General features: G+C 64.9%; 15 protein-coding genes. 10 read left to right on the top strand and 5 right to left on the bottom strand.

The features are described from left to right. The first annotated feature begins 12 nt into the window (after positions 1-12). Positions 13-963, top strand: a complete 951-nt coding sequence (locus GMOLON4_RS11055; protein WP_026936908.1) for an L-lactate dehydrogenase — start codon at positions 13-15, stop codon at positions 961-963. 246 nt (positions 964-1,209) lie between these two features. On the opposite strand, the gene GMOLON4_RS11050 is transcribed toward GMOLON4_RS11055, so the two are convergent. Continuing rightward, positions 1,210-1,980 (bottom strand): SDR family NAD(P)-dependent oxidoreductase, encoded by a 771-nt coding sequence (locus GMOLON4_RS11050; protein ID WP_026936909.1) that lies wholly within the window; start codon positions 1,978-1,980, stop codon positions 1,210-1,212. 402 nt (positions 1,981-2,382) lie between these two features. On the opposite strand from GMOLON4_RS11050, the gene GMOLON4_RS11045 reads away from it, so the two are divergent. The 4 genes from GMOLON4_RS11045 to GMOLON4_RS11030 all read left to right on the top strand — a co-directional run bounded on the left by GMOLON4_RS11045 (position 2,383) and on the right by GMOLON4_RS11030 (position 6,347). After that, the gene (locus tag GMOLON4_RS11045; protein ID WP_026936910.1) at positions 2,383-3,633 is read left to right on the top strand and encodes an ATP-binding protein; all 1,251 of its coding nucleotides are present in this window, start codon (positions 2,383-2,385) and stop codon (positions 3,631-3,633) included. Between the two features lie 111 nt (positions 3,634-3,744). Next, positions 3,745-4,347, top strand: a complete 603-nt coding sequence (locus tag GMOLON4_RS11040; protein ID WP_026936911.1) for a tRNA-specific adenosine deaminase — start codon at positions 3,745-3,747, stop codon at positions 4,345-4,347. A 161-nt stretch (positions 4,348-4,508) separates the two neighbouring features. Further along, positions 4,509-4,988 (top strand): DUF2000 domain-containing protein, encoded by a 480-nt coding sequence (locus tag GMOLON4_RS11035; RefSeq protein ID WP_026936912.1) that lies wholly within the window; start codon positions 4,509-4,511, stop codon positions 4,986-4,988. A gap of 111 nt (positions 4,989-5,099) precedes the next feature. Beyond that, positions 5,100-6,347, top strand: a complete 1,248-nt coding sequence (locus tag GMOLON4_RS11030; RefSeq protein ID WP_035732748.1) for an Nramp family divalent metal transporter — start codon at positions 5,100-5,102, stop codon at positions 6,345-6,347. A 21-nt stretch (positions 6,348-6,368) separates the two neighbouring features. On the opposite strand, the gene GMOLON4_RS11025 is transcribed toward GMOLON4_RS11030, so the two are convergent. After that, the gene (locus tag GMOLON4_RS11025) at positions 6,369-7,046 is read right to left on the bottom strand and encodes a metal-dependent transcriptional regulator (RefSeq protein WP_026936914.1); all 678 of its coding nucleotides are present in this window, start codon (positions 7,044-7,046) and stop codon (positions 6,369-6,371) included. Positions 7,047-7,201: 155 nt separating this feature from the next. Between GMOLON4_RS11025 and GMOLON4_RS11020 the strand changes: the two genes are divergently transcribed. Continuing rightward, positions 7,202-7,513: a hypothetical protein gene (locus tag GMOLON4_RS11020; RefSeq protein ID WP_026936915.1), complete on the top strand. Its 312-nt coding sequence runs from the start codon at positions 7,202-7,204 to the stop codon at positions 7,511-7,513. A 31-nt stretch (positions 7,514-7,544) separates the two neighbouring features. On the opposite strand, the gene GMOLON4_RS11015 is transcribed toward GMOLON4_RS11020, so the two are convergent. Then, complete coding sequence (locus tag GMOLON4_RS11015) at positions 7,545-8,495, bottom strand: helix-turn-helix transcriptional regulator (protein WP_026936916.1); 951 nt, start codon at positions 8,493-8,495, stop codon at positions 7,545-7,547. A 171-nt stretch (positions 8,496-8,666) separates the two neighbouring features. Between GMOLON4_RS11015 and GMOLON4_RS11010 the strand changes: the two genes are divergently transcribed. Continuing rightward, a complete protein-coding gene (locus tag GMOLON4_RS11010) occupies positions 8,667-9,695 on the top strand; it encodes a carbon-nitrogen hydrolase family protein (RefSeq protein WP_035732752.1) in 1,029 nt (342 codons plus the stop codon). 226 nt (positions 9,696-9,921) lie between these two features. Here the strand turns inward: GMOLON4_RS11010 and purL are convergent, their stop codons facing one another. Together purL and GMOLON4_RS11000 are read right to left on the bottom strand one after the other, a co-directional pair. Next, positions 9,922-12,276, bottom strand: a complete 2,355-nt coding sequence (purL, locus tag GMOLON4_RS11005) for a phosphoribosylformylglycinamidine synthase subunit PurL (protein ID WP_026936917.1) — start codon at positions 12,274-12,276, stop codon at positions 9,922-9,924. A 128-nt stretch (positions 12,277-12,404) separates the two neighbouring features. Then, on the bottom strand, positions 12,405-13,073 hold the full coding sequence (locus GMOLON4_RS11000) for a hypothetical protein (RefSeq protein ID WP_026936918.1): 669 nt from the start codon (positions 13,071-13,073) through the stop codon (positions 12,405-12,407). A gap of 215 nt (positions 13,074-13,288) precedes the next feature. Here GMOLON4_RS11000 and GMOLON4_RS10995 point away from each other — a divergent pair, with 215 nt between their 5' ends. The 3 genes from GMOLON4_RS10995 to GMOLON4_RS10985 are packed head-to-tail and all read left to right on the top strand — an operon-like array spanning position 13,289 to position 16,028. Next, the gene (locus GMOLON4_RS10995) at positions 13,289-13,819 is read left to right on the top strand and encodes a hypothetical protein (protein ID WP_051266803.1); all 531 of its coding nucleotides are present in this window, start codon (positions 13,289-13,291) and stop codon (positions 13,817-13,819) included. A gap of 9 nt (positions 13,820-13,828) precedes the next feature. After that, positions 13,829-15,307, top strand: coding sequence for a sensor histidine kinase (locus GMOLON4_RS10990; protein ID WP_245575436.1), 1,479 nt, complete (start codon positions 13,829-13,831; stop codon positions 15,305-15,307). Between the two features lie 10 nt (positions 15,308-15,317). Then, positions 15,318-16,028, top strand: coding sequence for a response regulator transcription factor (locus tag GMOLON4_RS10985; RefSeq protein WP_026936921.1), 711 nt, complete (start codon positions 15,318-15,320; stop codon positions 16,026-16,028). The last annotated feature ends 327 nt before the right edge of the window (positions 16,029-16,355 follow it).

Below are 16,355 nucleotides of genomic sequence, written 5' to 3'. Positions count from 1 at the left end.
AAGATTGCAAGCATGGTCGCCAGAGAAAACTCCAAGCTAGCCATCGTCGGTGCGGGAAGCGTCGGCACCAGCATCGCCTACGCCGCACTGATTCGCGGGTCCGCCCGCCACATCGCCCTCTACGACATCAACGAAGAAAAGGTCAACGCCGAAGTCCTCGATCTCGCGCACGGCAGCCAGTTCACCGGCACCGCCGATATCGAGGGCGGCGCCGACCTCACGGTGATTGAGGGCGCGCACATCGTGGTCATCACGGCCGGTGCAAAGCAGAAGCCGGGGCAGACCCGCATCGACCTCGCCGCGGCCAACGTGGAAATGCTTCGCAGCCTCATGCCACAGCTGATGGAGCACGCGCCGAACGCGATCTACATTCTGGTGACGAACCCCTGCGACGTGCTCACGGTCGCGGCTCAGCAGATCTCGGGGCTGCCGGCGCAGCGGGTGTTCTCATCCGGGACCGTGCTCGACACCTCACGGTTGCGTTGGCTGCTGGCGAAGCGCGTCGGTGTCTCGCGACAGAGCGTGCACGCGCACATTATCGGCGAGCACGGCGACACCGAGTTTCCGCTGTGGTCGAACGCCTCGATTGGTCTCACGCCAATCACCGACTGGGGCGAGCCCGGTGAACGCTTCACGATTAACGAACTGGATCGCATCGCTGCCGAAGTCCGAAATGCGGCTTACAGGGTCATCGAAGGCAAGGGCGCGACCAACTACGCGATCGGCCTCGCTGCGGCGCGCATTATCGAAGCGATCCTCGACGACGAGCACGCGGTCCTGCCGGTGAGCACGGTACTTACCGATTTCAAGGGCGTGAGCGGCGTTGCGCTCTCGGTACCATGCATCGTGTCGGGCAGCGGCGCTGCACCCGTTGCAAGCACGCCGTTCTCGGATGCAGAGCTAGCCCAGTTCCGCGCATCCGCCGAGGCACTCCGCGCGACGCAGAACTCGCTCGGGCTGTAGCGGCCGCGCGGACGGGTCGACGCGCTCGGACGTCTAGAAAAAGTGCACGCCTGAGCAGAAGCCCCGGTGTGTCGCAGCGTGTCGCGCACAGGCGTGCACAATTTTCTCCGGGGCGCGCGGCCAAGAGGTGGCTTCGCGGTCAAACGGTGGCGATGCAGCTAAGCAGTGGCCATGCAGCCACGTGGTGGATGCGCAACCAACTCGGCAGCGCATCCACCGCCACGGACTCTGCCGTGGCCTAGAGACCTAGTGCGTAATCGACCCGCCGTCGATCACGAGCTCTTCACCCGTGACGAACTTCGACTCGTCCGACGCAAGGTAGAGCATGCCGTAGCCGATGTCCTCGGGGTCGCCGACGTGCGGCGGGATCGGCGTGCCGGCGCCGTAGACCTCGCCCATCTGCTCCTTGGTGATGCCGGTGGCCTTGGCCATGCCGGTATAGATCGGGCCCGGGTGGATGGTGTTCGCGCGAATGTTGTCGGCCGCGAACATCTGCGCGACGTGCTTGGTCACCGACCGCACAGCACCCTTCGATGCCGAATACGCCATGCCGCCGCCGTCGGCCTGCATCCCGCCCATGAACGCCGCGATCGACGACACGTTCACGATCGAACCGCCGCCGGCCGCCTGCATCTGCGGAATAACCGCCTTCATGCCGAGCCAGACACCCTTCGCGTTGATGTCCATCACGAAGTCCCAGTCCTTCTCGGTGGTCTCGAGCACGCCGAGCGGCTTGTGCACGCCGGCGTTGTTCACGAGGATGTCGACCTTACCGAACTCGGCCACGGTCTTCGCGACGACCTCTGCCCAGGCCGCCTCGTCAGCGACGTTGAGTGGCAGCGCCAGCACGGCTGCGCCGGTCTCCTTGAGCGCGGCTGATTCGGTCTCGAGCGCGTCGGCGCTCACATCGGTCATGACAACTTTCGCACCCTCTCGCGCGAAGAGCTGCGCGCCCGCGAGGCCCATGCCGCTCGCGGCTCCGGTGATGATGGCAACTTTGTCGGTCAGACGACCCATTTCATTCCCTCTCTAATGACACTGTCCGCAGCCCGCGCACGTCGCGAGAGTTTTCGGACGATTGTGTCTAAAAATCCTCTCAATGCGCAGCTGTGCGGATGCTCGGAGGGTTCTCTGGCGGATCGCATATCTGCTCCACCCGATGGATCGCGCCGACGGACGTCCAGTGGTCACGTCGATTCTCGCGAGGTAGCCGAAGCCACTCATCGAGGGAATGTGTGGGGAACGGCGCGTAGCAAAGCCGGCTGTGTGGGTGGGTCGGGGTCCAGATCGAATGCGCATCGAATGAGAGTGTTCCGAGTACTAGTTCTCGGCGAATGGGCCAGTAGAAAATCTGCTAATCGACTGGTAGAAAAGCTGCTAATTGGCTGGTATATGTGCTGCGAATGGTAGTGTTGCGTTATGGATTACCTGCGTCGAGCCATTGACCAAGAACTTGATAAATGGCTTCCTTTCGCACCTGCCTTCGCGATAGATGGACCAAAAGGCGTCGGTAAGACGGTGACCGCGGCACGTCGTGCCGATGTTGAGATCTATCTCGACGATCCGCTGCAGCTTGAGATTCTTGAGAGTGACCCGAGGCTGCAGTCGTTCGCTGAGGGAACTGTTTTGCTCGACGAGTGGCAGCGATTGCCATATGTGTGGGATGCGGTTCGTCGACATGTAGACCGCGGTGCACCCGCTGGACGCTTCCTGCTCACCGGCAGCGCGACGCCGCATGATTCTCGCGGCACACACAGCGGTGCTGGGCGCATCTTGTCAGTACGTATGCGCCCGATGGCACTGTTTGAGCGCGGTGTCGTGGAGACCACAGTGAGCTTCGGTGCAATCATCCGAGGTGAGACGCCAAAAATTGGTGGCCAAACGCCGTTCGTCCTCGCCGACTACTTACATGAGATTGGAGCAAGTGGTTTCCCGGGCATTAGGCGGATGCCTGACGCTTTAAGGTCGGCTCAGCTTGATACGTATATACAGCGGGTCATTGATCGAGATTTGCCCGAACTTGGGTTTTTTTCGAGGCGGCCCGAAACGCTGCGTCGGTGGATGGCTGCATATGGTGCGGCATCTTCAACGACTGCAAGTTATACGAAAATCATGTCCGCAACGACAGACGGCGATGGGGAACAACCGGCAAAATCGACGGCACTCGCTTATCGGGACCACTTGGCTCAAATTTGGCTTCTTGACGAGGTCCCAGGGTGGCAGCCACTGGGCAACGAGCTAGGGCGACTTGGGCAGGCGCCCAAGCATCAGCTCGCGGATCCGGCGTTGGCGCTTCGCCTCCTAAACCTGGACGATCGAGAACTCCTCACAAGCCGTGGCGCGCCGTTGATTGGTCCACTCTTTGAATCATTGGCCACGTTGTCTATTCGAGTGGCCGCTCAGTCTGAAAGTGCACGTGTCGGTCACCTGCGAACTCGCAACGGCGATCGAGAGGTTGACCTAATTGTTGAGGGCCAGGAAGGGCAGATCGTTGCGGTAGAAGTAAAGCTGGCGGCCACAGTCGGTGACGAGGACGTTCGTCACTTGCTTTGGCTTCGGCGTCAATTAGGCGACAGGATTGCGGATCTGGTGATCATTACCACCGGCGAGTATGCGTACCGTCGTCGCGATGGAATTGTCGTCGTGCCGCTGAGCTTGCTCGGGCAATGAACTGTCGGTGCCTGAGACGGCTCGTAAGCGCTGGCACAACTCGGCCAAGCCTCGTCTCCTGCCGCCGCCCGCGCGGAGCATCCTCGCGGCCAGGCAGGGGAAGCTAGCAGGATGCAATTCCCTCCGCACGCATCCTCGTTCCAAATCGCGCTTCCAGGCTGGGTCGCGGCCGAGCTCGCCGACGTGCCGGATGCGCTGCCCGAGCGGCAGCACCGCGTCGCGCTCGTGAATCGGCTCGCGGCGCGCAACTGGCGGGAGGGCAACGGCGGCCCATTCGCGGCACTCGTGGCGGAAGCCGAAACCGGGCGGATCGTCGCGGTTGGCGTGAACGTCGTGCTCTCGACCGGAATCACATCGGGGCATGCGGAGGTCACCGCACTCGGCCTCGCCCAGGCACGGCTTGGGCGCTGGAACCTCGGTGCCGAGGGGATGCCCGAGCACGAGCTCGTTGTGAACTGGCGCCCGTGCGTGCAGTGCTACGGCGCCGCGATGTGGTCGGGGATCACGACACTCGCGCTCGCGGGATCGGGTGACGAGGTCGAGGAGCTGACGACGTTCGACGAGGGGCCGATGCCCGAGAACTGGGCTGGGGAGTTCGAGCGCCGCGGCATTCGCGTGCTCGATGGCCTCGCGAAAGAGGATGCGCTGGCCGTCTTTCGCGAGTATCGCGCGGCACTGGATGCGGGCAAGATCACCGTTTACAACGCGCGTTAGCGAGGTATCCGGCGCGCAAGCACTCAACGCACGCGTCACGTTCGAGAGTCTTCGCGTCAACCCACGATCCCGACCGTGTCGAACTGGCAAATGGTGGTTATCGGAAACACGATGCAAGGAACGTACAAGACACCCGCGCCGCGCATCGCGACAGTAGAGGCATGAGCCTCAACACAATCACCGAGCCGAACGCCGAAGCCACCAGTGAAGCAGCGGACGCCACAGCCGAAGTCCGCTTCGACACCAAAGTCGTCGTCGTCCTTCGCGATGACGTGCTGCCCTGGCAGGAGCTGAACGTCACCGCGTTCCTGATGAGCGGGATCGCGACGAGCGAAGCAAACCTTGTCGGCCAGCCCTACCGCGACGCCGACGACAACCACTATCTGCCGATGCTGCGCCAGCCAGTGCTGGTGATGACTGCATCCGCCGAGCTGCTCGCTAAAGCCCGCGAGAAGGCAGCCGGCCGCGAACTCCCGATGGCCGTCTACACCGAAGAACTCTTCTCAACCGGCCACGATGCCGCGAACCGAGCGGCTGTGGCCGAAGTGCCCGCGCGCGAACTCAACCTTGTCGGTATCGCCATTCGCGGGCCAAAGAACGTCGTTGACCGAATCGTTAAGGGTGCGCGGATGCACGACTAGCGACAAACTGCACCGTCGAGGCCGAGAGCCGCCCAGAGTTCGCTGCTACTGTTAACAAAAGTTCGATGAGCCGAAGTTAGTCCCAGAGTCTGGGTAGAACGAGACAGCAGCATGAAGACAGTTGAGTCGATACCCGGGGAAACGACGGCGGTCAGACGGAAACCCGCGTGGCTGCTCGGGCCTGCGCTCGTTGCCGGGGTCGCGTATCTCGATCCCGGCAACGTGGCCGTCAACATGTCGGCGGGCGCCCAGTTCGGCTACCTACTCGTGTGGGTGCTCGTCGCAGCCAACGTCGCGGCCTGGCTCGTCCAATACCTCTCGGCCAAGCTCGGCCTCGCGACCGGCTCCAGCCTGGCCGAGCTCCTGGGAAAGCGAATTACGCGACGCGCCACGCGCATCCTGTATGGGCTGCAAGCCCAGTTCGTGGCGATCGCGACCGACGTCGCCGAAGTAATCGGCGGCGCCGTCGCGCTGTGGATCATGTTCGACATCCCGCTCGTCGCGGGCGCCATCATCACGGGCGTTATCTCGACCATCCTGCTGTTTGTGCAAGCGAAGCGCGGCGCGAAGACGTTTGAGTTCGTGATCATCGGGCTGATTCTCGTGATCGTCGTCGGGTTTTGCTACGGGCTGTTCCTCGCGCCTCCGGCCGCGGGGGATGTGCTCGGCGGGCTCGTTCCACGCTTCGAGGGCAAGGAATCGGTGTTGCTTGCCGCGAGCATCCTCGGCGCGACGGTCATGCCGCACGCGATTTACGCGCACTCCTCGCTCGCCCGCGACCGCTTCGCCAACGACACGACGCATTCCTTGCCGCGGCTCATCCGCGCCACCCGCGTTGACGTGACGATCGCGCTCGGGATCGCGGGATCGGTGAACCTCGCGATGTTGCTCGTCGCGGCGACCGTGCTGCCCGGCGTCGCGGGGACGGACACGCTCGACGGTGCGCACGCCGCGATCGAGAACGCGTTAGGCGTGGCCGCGGGGTGGTTATTCGCGATCGCGCTGCTCGCATCCGGGATCGCATCAACAGCGGTAGGGGCCTACGCCGGCAGCGACATCATCGGCGGGCTGTTCCGCAGCCGAATGAAGCTGCTGTCTCGCAGACTCATCACGATCATCCCGGCCATCGTCATCCTCGCGATCGGAATGGACCCGACCAGCGCGCTCGTGTGGAGCCAGGTGATCCTTTCGTTCGGCATTCCATTCGCGCTCGTGCCGCTCGTGTGGCTGACGTCACGCAATTCGGTGATGGGTGAGGGCGTCAATGCGTGGTGGACGACGGCCGCGGGCTGGATCGTCACCGCGGCGATCATCGCGCTCAACCTCGGGCTGATCGTGCTGCAAGTGGGCGGTATTTAGGCGGCAGGATGCGCGGCCACGCTACGCGAGATCGCTAACCCAGACCGCATCCGCCGCTGATTTGCCGATCGAGAGCGTCGCGCCGTCCGCGGTGGCGACGAGTTCGACGGCGTCGGAATAGGGAGCGGCCGGCCGGATCTTGAGCTCGGCGCCGAAGACGACCCCGTGCCCGGCCAGAAACTCGAGCAGTGCGGGGTCGCTGTCTGAGACTCGCTCGACCCGGACGCGCGCGCCCGGCTCGGCCTCCGAAAGCGGGGATGCATCCGGCCGCTCGACCGCGCCGTCCGGGCTCGGGATGGGATCACCGTGCGGGTCTCGCGTGGGGTGGCCGAGGTAAGCATCGATGCGCTCGACCAGCAGATCAGACACCGCGTTCTCGAGCTGCTCGGCTTCATCGTGGACCTGATCCCAGCGGTAGTCGAGGGCCTCGACGAGGAACGTCTCGATGAGGCGGTGGCGGCGCACCATCTCGACGGCGTGGGCGCGACCTTCCGTGCTCAGCTTGACCGACCCGTACCGGGCGTGTTCGAGCAGGCCCTTTTCGGTGAGCTTCTTGATTGCATCCGAGGCGGTGGAAAGCCGAACGCCCACCCGCGAGGCGATGAGCGTTGCGGTCACCGGCACATTCGACCATTCGCCCAAGACCCACACGGCCTTGAGGTAGTTCTGATTGCTCTTCGACAGGCCCGAAACCGACATGGCGTCACGGTATCAAACTGCGGAGTACGTTCAAGCGAAGTAGAGAGTTTGGATGCGCAGTGGCTCTTCACAAGCTGTGGCTCTTCACAAGCTCTGGCGCTCAAGAGGCTCGATGCTTCGCTCGCTACGATCGGCCTCATCGATCGGAGGCAATCGTGACTGTTGACGCGAAATCCGCAACGGACGCGGAAACTCTCGCTGCCCTGCAAGCGAACCTGGATGCCGCGGTGACCGACCGCGAGTTCGTCGGGGACTGGCGGGAACCATGGCCGAGCATTCGTGTGGCCGACCTCGGCGAGGCAACGACCGCGGTTGAGGTACCGGGCACGAAGACGAAGCTGCGGCTCGAATACAGCTATTCGATCATCCGCGTCGAGGCGAAGAACCCGTACCTCGGCATCGATCTCGTGCGGCTCGTCACGGCGACGAGCCCTGGCTACGCGGCGAACTTCTACTGCGAGTGCTGAGCCAGGCGTCCGCGCTGGTTTGCGGCGCGAACTAGCGCGCGATCTCGCGAATCGAGGCGTCATGGCGCCAATCGCCGGGCGTCACACCGAAGTGCTTCCGGAACGCGCGCGTGAATGTGCTCGCGTCGCGGAACCCGGCGCGCTCGCCGATCACGTGCACGGGTACGTTCCACAGCGTCGCATCCCGCAGCTCTGACGCGGCGTGCCGCAGGCGGGTGGCGCGGATGAAGGCGCCGGGCGTCTCGCCAACGGCCTCAAAGGCGGCGTGCACGGTACGGACCGAAACAAAGCTGTCCCGGGCGAGCGCCGTTACGTCGAATGTTGGGTCAAGGGCTCGGGAAGCGATACGCGCCCGTAATGCCGCCAACAACGCGCCGGGATCGGCCTCGGCTCTGGCGATTGGCGCATCCACGAGCGAGGCGCGGATGACCGTCGCGAGGAGCTGCTCCGTGACCACCGCAAATTCGGGTCGGACGCCGTCGAGGCTGCCGCCGGGGCTCAGCATCCCCGCGAGAAAGCCACCGAACGCGGCCATGCCCGGTGCCGTTCGGGTAAGAGGCCGTGCGCCGAGGTGCTCGATCGCGGTGTCTGTCATCCCCAAACTCGAGCGAGGGATGCGCAGCACAAGCAGGTCTTGCCCGCCTCGCGGCATCGAGAGTCGATACGCGTGCCGCGGGTCGTAGAGGGATGCGGAGCCCGGTTGTAGAACCGCGGTGCGGTTGAACTGCGAGACCGTGCCAACCCCCGCGAGCTGCACGGTCATCAGGAGGTCATCGCGCGCATCCACCGTCGCCATCCGCGCGGTTCGGTCGATCCGAACTGGCCCCGATTGGATGCGCGAGACCGACATGCTCGTCGACAGCGGTTGGGTATCGATGGTCGCGGTGAAGTCGCTAGCTGCCGTCTGACAGTCAAGCTGCACGAAGTGCGCCGTCGACACCTCGCGCCAAGCATCAATGTCGTGTGAAATCGAGACCGTCACGTGCGCATCCCTCCTCAGACGTGCTGGCTGCGTCGCCGCACGGTGCGCTTTAGTCAGTTTAACGAGCGCCGCAGAAAATGCTTCCGGGTGTGCAGAAAATGTCAACGCGCGGCAGATGCGATCTTCGTATGGTGAATGCACTCAACACCCATCAACGACGAGGAGTGAGCCGTGTCCGACACGATCCGCGTAGCCGCAGTTCAGGCAGAGCCCGTATGGCTCGACATGGAAGCGACCACCGAAAAAACCATCCGCCTGATCGACGAGGCCGGGGCTGCAGGCGCTGACCTCGTCGCGTTCCCCGAGACCTGGATTCCGGGCTACCCCGTGTTCCTGTGGTCGTACCCCGTGTACGAGCAGGGCCCGTGGGTCGCGCGCTATCACGCGAACTCGCCCACCGCCGATGGTCCCGAGATGCGCCGCATCCGCGAGGCCGCGCGCCGCAACAACATCACCGTCGTCGTCGGCTTCAGCGAGAAGGATGCGGGCTCGCTCTACATGTCGCAGATGCTGATCGGCCCCGAGGGGGAAGTGCTAAAGCACCGCCGCAAGCTCAAGCCGACGCACGCCGAGCGCACGCTCTTCGGCGAGGGTGACGGCAGCGACCTCGTTGTCGTCGACAGCCCGGTCGGCCGTCTTGGGGCGCTCAACTGCTTCGAGCACCTCCAGCCGCTTACGAAGTACGCGATGTATGCGCAGAATGAGCAGATTCACGTCGCCGGTTGGCCGTGCCTCGGCATCCTCGGCATGGTGCCGGTGCTGAGCCCCGAGGCGCTGATTGCGACGACCCTCACCTACGCGCTCGAGAGCAGCGCGTTCGTCGTGATGTCGACGCAGATCATGAGCGACGAGGGCGCCCGGGTATTCCCGACCGCCGACGGTGGACCGACCCCGGTCTACACCGGTGGTGGCGGATTCGCGCGCGTCTACGGCCCCGACACGACCGTGTTGACCGAGGCGCTCGATCCGACCGAAGAGGGCATCGTCTACGCGGATATTGACCTCGCCGCGATCGACAGTGCGAAGAACACGCTCGACCCGGCCGGGCACTACGCCCGCGCCGACGCCACGCAGCTCGTGCTCAACACGACCCCGCGTCGTCCGGTGCTGCGCCCGCGCGACCTCGAGGATGCGCTGGGTGGCGGTGCGCAGGATGCGGATCGGTTTGGGGCGTTGGAGGAGGAGCGTCAGGAGGCGTAACTGCTGAAGGTTGATTAGCTCTCGGAAGCTTCGTCGCCTGAAGTCTTCAACGCGGTGAAGCTGGGCTGCTGTGTAGATTTCGGACACGCGATCGCCCAGACCCTTTCATCCCTCGCGCAGGCAGGAAATGAAACGGCGATACGACACCCAACAGTATCGCCGTTTCACCATTCCCGTCGATCCTTTCGATACGCGGCTTCCGGCCGCTACTCAAGGATCTGCAGAACTACTCCGCTACCCGCTCGCCAAACCGCGAAGGCAGCGTCGCCGAGCGCACCGCAGCCAGCTCAGCCACAGGAACCGTGAACTGACCCTGCACCTCAAGCACCGCATCCTCGCCGACACCGTCGGAGACGCCGATGCGCAGCACGGGGAAGCCCCGTGCCTCGCACATGAACCCAAACTTCACGTCGTCCTCACGCGGTACCGACACGAGCACGCGGCCGGTCGACTCCGAGAACAGGGCAGTGGTCGCATCCACGCCGTCGCGAGTGAGCAATTCATCCAGCACGATCCGCGCGCCGACGCCCCAACGGGTGACGCACTCGGCCAACGCCAACGCCAACCCGCCCTCGGCGAGGTCGTGCGCCGAGTCGAGCAGCCCCTGCTTCGACGCGCCCTGCAGCAGGTCGGCGAGCTCGGCCTCAACGGCGAAGTCGACCTGCGGCGGCAGACCGCCGAGGTGACCATGCACCGCATCCGCCCAGATCGAGCCCGAGAGCTCTTCGCGGGTGACGCCGAGGAGATAGATGTTGTTGCCCTCTTCCTGCCAGGCTGAGGGCACGCGGCGGTCGACGTCGTCGAACTTGCCGAGCACGGCCACGGTCGGGGTCGGGAAGATCGGGTTGTCGCCGGTCTGGTTGTAGAGCGAGACGTTGCCGCCGGTGACCGGGATCGACAGCTCGAGGCAGCCATCCGCGAGGCCTTCAACGGCCTCCTTGAACTGCCACATCACCTCGGGGTCCTCGGGCGAACCGAAGTTGAGGCAGTCCGACACTGCCATCGGCTCGGCACCGGTCGCGGCGACGTTCCTAAACGACTCGGCCAAGGCCAGCCGCGCGCCGGTACGTGGGTCGAGCTGCGAGTAGCGACCATTCGCATCCATCGACAGCGCGACGCCCATGCCGGTCTCTTCATCGACGCGCACGACGCCCGCATTCTCGGGGTACGCGAACGCGGTGTTGCCGAGCACGTAGCGGTCGTACTGGTCGGTGATCCAGGCCGGGTCGGCGGCGTTCGGGTCGCCGAGCAGCTTTAGGAACTGCGCGCGCAGCTCCTCGCCTGAGGATGCGCGAGGCAGGTCCTCGGCGCGGTTCGCCTGAAGCTCGTCCAGGTATGCGGGGCGCGCCACGGGGCGGTCATACTCGGGGGTGTCCTCGGCGACGGTGACCGGGTCGACGTCGACGATGCGCACGCCCTTCCAGTCGATCGTGAGGCGGCCGGAGTCGTTGACCTCGCCGAGCACGCTCGCCTCGACCTCCCACTTGCCGGTGATGGCGAGGAAGTCGTCGAGCTTCTCGGGGCGCACGATCGCCATCATGCGCTCCTGCGATTCCGACATCAGAATCTCTTCGGCGGTGAGGGTCGGGTCGCGCAACAAAACGTCGTCGAGCGAGATGTGCATCCCGCCGTCACCTGCGGCGGCGAGCTCGCTCGTCGCGCAGGAGATGCCGGCGGCGCCGAGGTCCTGGATGCCCTCGACCACGTCGTTTGCGAACAGCTCGAGGCAGCACTCGATGAGCACCTTCTCGGCGAACGGGTCGCCAACCTGCACGGCGGGGCGCTTCGTCGGGCCACCCTCGGTGAAGCTGGCCGAAGACAGCACGGATGCGCCACCAATGCCGTCGCCACCGGTGCGGGCGCCGAAGAGCACGACCTTGTTACCGGCGCCGCGCGCGTTCGCGAGGTGCAGGTCTTCGTGCTTGAGCACGCCCACGGCGAGCGCGTTGACGAGCGGGTTGCCCTGGTAGATCGGGTCGAACCAGGTCTCGCCGCCGATGTTCGGCAGGCCGAGGCAGTTGCCGTAGAACGAGATGCCGCCGACGACGCCGTGCATCACGCGGGCGGTGTCCGGGTGGTCGATCTCGCCGAAGCGCAGGCCGTCCATGACGGCCACGGGGCGCGCGCCCATCGAGATGATGTCGCGAACAATGCCGCCGACGCCGGTCGCGGCGCCCTGGAACGGCTCGATGTAGCTGGGGGAGTTGTGCGACTCGACCTTGAAGGTCACGGCCCAGTCGTTGCCGAGGTCGATGACGCCCGCGTTCTCGCCCATGCCGACCATGAGGTGCTCGCGCATCTTCTCGTTGGTCTTCTGCCCGAACTGGCGCAGGTACTTCTTCGAGGACTTGTAGGAGCAGTGCTCGGCCCACATCACCGAGTACATTGCGAGCTCGCCCGAGGTGGGGCGGCGGCCGAGGATCTTCTTGATCTCCTCATACTCGTTCTGCTTGAGCCCGAGTGACTCGTATGGCTGCTCGAGATCGGGGGTGGCCTTCGCGTTTTCGACGGTGTCGGGAACGTGCTGGGTGCTCGACGGCTCAGTGCTTGCGGGCTCAGTGCTCGTGGACTCAGTGCTCAACAGACGGCTCCTAGAAGTGCGGATGCGGACGGCGACCGGATGCGCGGCACGCGTTAAGTGCGCGGCGCCGCTTTGCCTTCGTCGAGTCTAGTCGTGTGGCGGGGCGGTGTGGGGCCACCCCGCGACCACTATGCCGTCCCAGTAATCCCCGCATACACCGCCTCACCGCTCGACACCTCATAGAGCAGCCGCACGCCCTCGGCCGTGTACCTCTCGCCCGCCGGCTCACACGTGCCGCCGGAGCACGTCGCGTGGTCCGCATCCATGTTGAGCGGCATCACCTCGACGTACTGTCCCGCCGGATTCTGCGAGACCACGTCGGACCAAGCGGGCCACTGCTCGCTGTCCTCGGTGATGACGGTCAGGTCGAGCGTTTCGCCCTCAAGCACGGTGAACCGGTAGACAGACTCGCCTTCGCTCACCGCCGACCAGTCGGCTTTCGCGAACTGATCCTGCTCGGGCGAGACGCACCAGTCTTCACATGTGATCGTGAGGTCATTGACCGCGAGGATCACCGCATCCTCGTACCCCGCGGGCAGTTCGCCGTTGGATGCGGGAGGCTGCCCGTCTGTGTCGCCGTTGCTCGAGCTGTCGCCCGAGGTGTCGCCTGGCGTGGATGCGTCCGGAGCGCCGATGTCCGATGGTCCGGTCCCGACGGGGCCGGTGTCGGGCGGAGCCTCCGCCGGTGCCGTGTCCGTCGGCCCGGTATCCGCTGGTGTCGTGCCGCCGGAACAACCGCTCAGCGCGAGCGCTGCCGCGCCGAGAAGTGCAATCGCAAGGGTTCGAAATGTAGCCATGGTGAGATCACCGGTCCCTCTTTGCAGTTCAAACGACATCGTTTGAACGTAAGTCCATTTTCCTCCGCACAAACGTATGGGGCAAGGCGAAGGGCTCCTTCGTTACGAGGCGATATCGAGTTGGATGCGCAGCTCGCGCGGCCTCTCATCTCACGCTCATCTGTGGCCGGCTCCGTCTCATCCGTGCCTCATTCTTGTTCGGCAGACTGGGATGCATGAAGGAACGATTCACGGCACTCTCTGGGCGTACTGCCACCCTCGTGGCGGCCCTGCTCGCGACCTGTGTGCTCGTCATCGTACTCGGCACGAGCCTGTCTAACGCGTCCTCCGACTCGGTCAACCTCGGGCCGCTCGTGACCCCGACCGAATCGGCCGGCGCATCCACCGGGTCGCCGCACGAGTCACCGACGGGACCCGAAACGCCATCCTCGCCGATTCCGACGACCTCGGCCACGCCGACGCCAACGCCGACCGCCGGTGGCGGCGCGGGCTCCGGTGGAACCCCGGATCGCGACCCTGTTCCGGGCGGTGGGTCGGGCGTGCAGGTGCCTGCGCCTCAGCCCGCGCCCGGTGGTGGGGGATCGAGCGGCGGTTCTGGCGGTTCTGGCGGTTCCGGTGGGTCGGGCGGTGGTTCTGGTGGTTCTGGTGGCGGCTCCTACGACGACGATGATGATGATGAGTGGGACGACGACGAATGGGATGATGACGAGTGGGACGACGATGAGTGGGATGACGACGACGATTAAGCGGGCGCGGTGACTTCCGCGCCGCCAAGTCGACGATCGCGCATCCGGCCCCGCTGGCGCAGTCTCGCGGTTCGCAACCGGATCGTCATCACGCTGGTCGTCCTCGCCCTGTTCGCCGTCGCGGTGTCGGGGCTCGTTTCCTACCTTTTGCAGCGATCGGCGATTCAGAATCGCATCGATACCTCGCTTCGGGGCTCGGTAGAAGAGGTGCGCATCCTCGCGACCGAAGGTGTCGACCCGCGGACCGGGGAGCCCTTCACCGAGTCGGACGGCGTCGTGTTCACGGCGATGATTCGCCACTGGCCCGGCGCGCACGAGTCGATGCTCGGGCTGAACAGCCACGGCATCACGTTCCGTGCGAATGAGATCGTGCCGCTGCGGCTCGAGGACGACGGGCAGCTCGTCGCGCAGCTCATGGAGTACGTCGAGCCCGAGGACTTCCAGCAGGATGTGCTGATCCAGACGTTTAACACTTCGGAGGCGACGTATCGCGCGGCGCTCATCCCGGTCATCCTGGAGGGCGATCCCGCGCCGAGCCTGATCGTGTTCGCGACGAACTACTCGACCGCGCTCGCGGAGCTCGACTCGATTTTCGTGACCTATACGCTCACGGGGCTCGGCGTGATCGCGATCGTGGCGCTCATCGGCTCGGTCATGATCGGCCGGCAGCTCGCGCCACTGCGGCAACTTCAGGCGACGGCCTCACAGATCTCGGATGAGCACCTCGACCGGCGCGTGCCCGTCACGAGCGAGGACGACATCGCTGACATCTCGCGGACGTTCAACGAGATGCTCGACCGCATCCAGGCGGCGTTCCGGTCGCAGCGTCAGCTCCTCGATGACGTCGGGCATGAACTGCGCACGCCGATCACGATCGTGCAGGGCAATCTCGAGCTGATGAATGCGAAGGATGCGGCCGACGTCGAACAGGTGCGGGAGATCTCGCTCGACGAGCTCGATCGCGTGAACCGCCTCGTCGAGGACCTCATGACCCTCGCGAAGGCCGGTCGGCCAGACTTCGTGAAGACCGCCCCGACTGACATTGACGCGCTCACTCGGGAGGTGCTCGAGAAGGCCACGCACCTCGGCGATCGCGAGTGGACGATCGCGGGGACGGCGCAGGTCGTACACGACCTCGATTCGCAGCGCATTACGCAGGCGTGGCTGCAGCTCGCGAACAACGCGGTGAAGTATTCGGATGCGGGGAGCAAGATCGTGCTCGGGTCACGAGTGCGGAAGTCGAAGGCGCGTGGGCCGCTGCTCGAACTGTGGATTCACGACAACGGCATCGGGATCGCGGAAGAGGACCGTGCGCGCATCTTCGAGCGCTTCGGCCGAGGCGGAAACTCGACCCGCGCCGAGGGGTCGGGGCTCGGGCTCAACATCGTCACCGAGATCGTGCGTGCGCACGGCGGCTCGGTGGCGGTTGACTCAACGCTCGGTTTCGGTTCGACCTTTACGATGAGCTTTCCGCTGGCGGAAGCGTGAGGGGAACACCGTGCCGCAGATTCTGATCATTGAGGACGAGACGCGCATCAGCGACTTCGTGTCGAAGGGGCTTGCCGCGGAGGGATTCACGTCGCAGGCCGCGGCGACGGGCGCCGAGGGACTCGGGCTTGCGTTATCGGGCGGGTTCGAGCTCGTCATTCTCGACCTCGGACTGCCCGACATTGACGGCTTCGAGGTGCTGAGAAAGATTCGTATGGTGGACGAGGACCTGCCGGTGATCATCCTGACCGCGCGGACGTCTGGTGCCGATACGGTCGCGGGACTTACTGGTGGTGCGAACGATTACGTGCCGAAGCCGTTCCGGTTCCCGGAGCTGGTTGCACGCGTGCGGCTACGGATGAAGGACGCGGCCAAGGAGGCCGAGGCTGCGGCGGATGCGGGGCACGAGTTGCTAACTCATGCTGACTTGACGCTTGATCCGGTGCGGCATCTCGTGACGATCGGCAAACGAACTGTCGAGCTGTCCTCTCGAGAGTTCGACCTCGCCGAGATGTTCCTGCGGTATCCGGGCCAGGCGCTGACCCGCGAGCAGCTGCTGCGTAACGTGTGGGGTTTCGACTACGACACGGCGTCGAACGTCGTGGATGTGTACGTGCGGTACTTGCGAAACAAGCTCGGCGCGTCGCGTTTCGCGACGGTGCGCGGCGTCGGCTACCGCCTCGTCGAGGAGAAGGACTACGTGCCCGCGGGGGAGCGGTAGGGCTCGAGCCCGTCCCGTAGATCGGTCGCTCGATGTCGTCGTGGCCGCTCCCAGTGCATCCATCGACGGGTTTGCGTTGTGGTCTCGGTAGGTCGGTCGCTCGTTGCACTCGGCGTCGCTCGGAGTGCATCCGTCGACGGGTTTGCGTTGTGGTCGCGGGAGGTCGGTCGCTCGATGTCGTCGGCGCCGCCCGGAGTGCATCCATCGACGGGTTTGCGTTGTGGTCTCGATAGGTCGGTCGCTCGTTGCACTCGGCGTCGCTCGGAGTGCATCCGTCGACGTGTTTGCGTTGTGGTCGCGGAAGGCCGCCCCAAAGATTGGTCACTG

The sequence above is a fragment of the Gulosibacter molinativorax genome (assembly GCF_003010915.2).
In the GTDB taxonomy this organism is placed as follows: domain Bacteria; phylum Actinomycetota; class Actinomycetes; order Actinomycetales; family Microbacteriaceae; genus Gulosibacter; species Gulosibacter molinativorax.
This window is presented reverse-complemented; position numbering and strand designations above follow the sequence as displayed.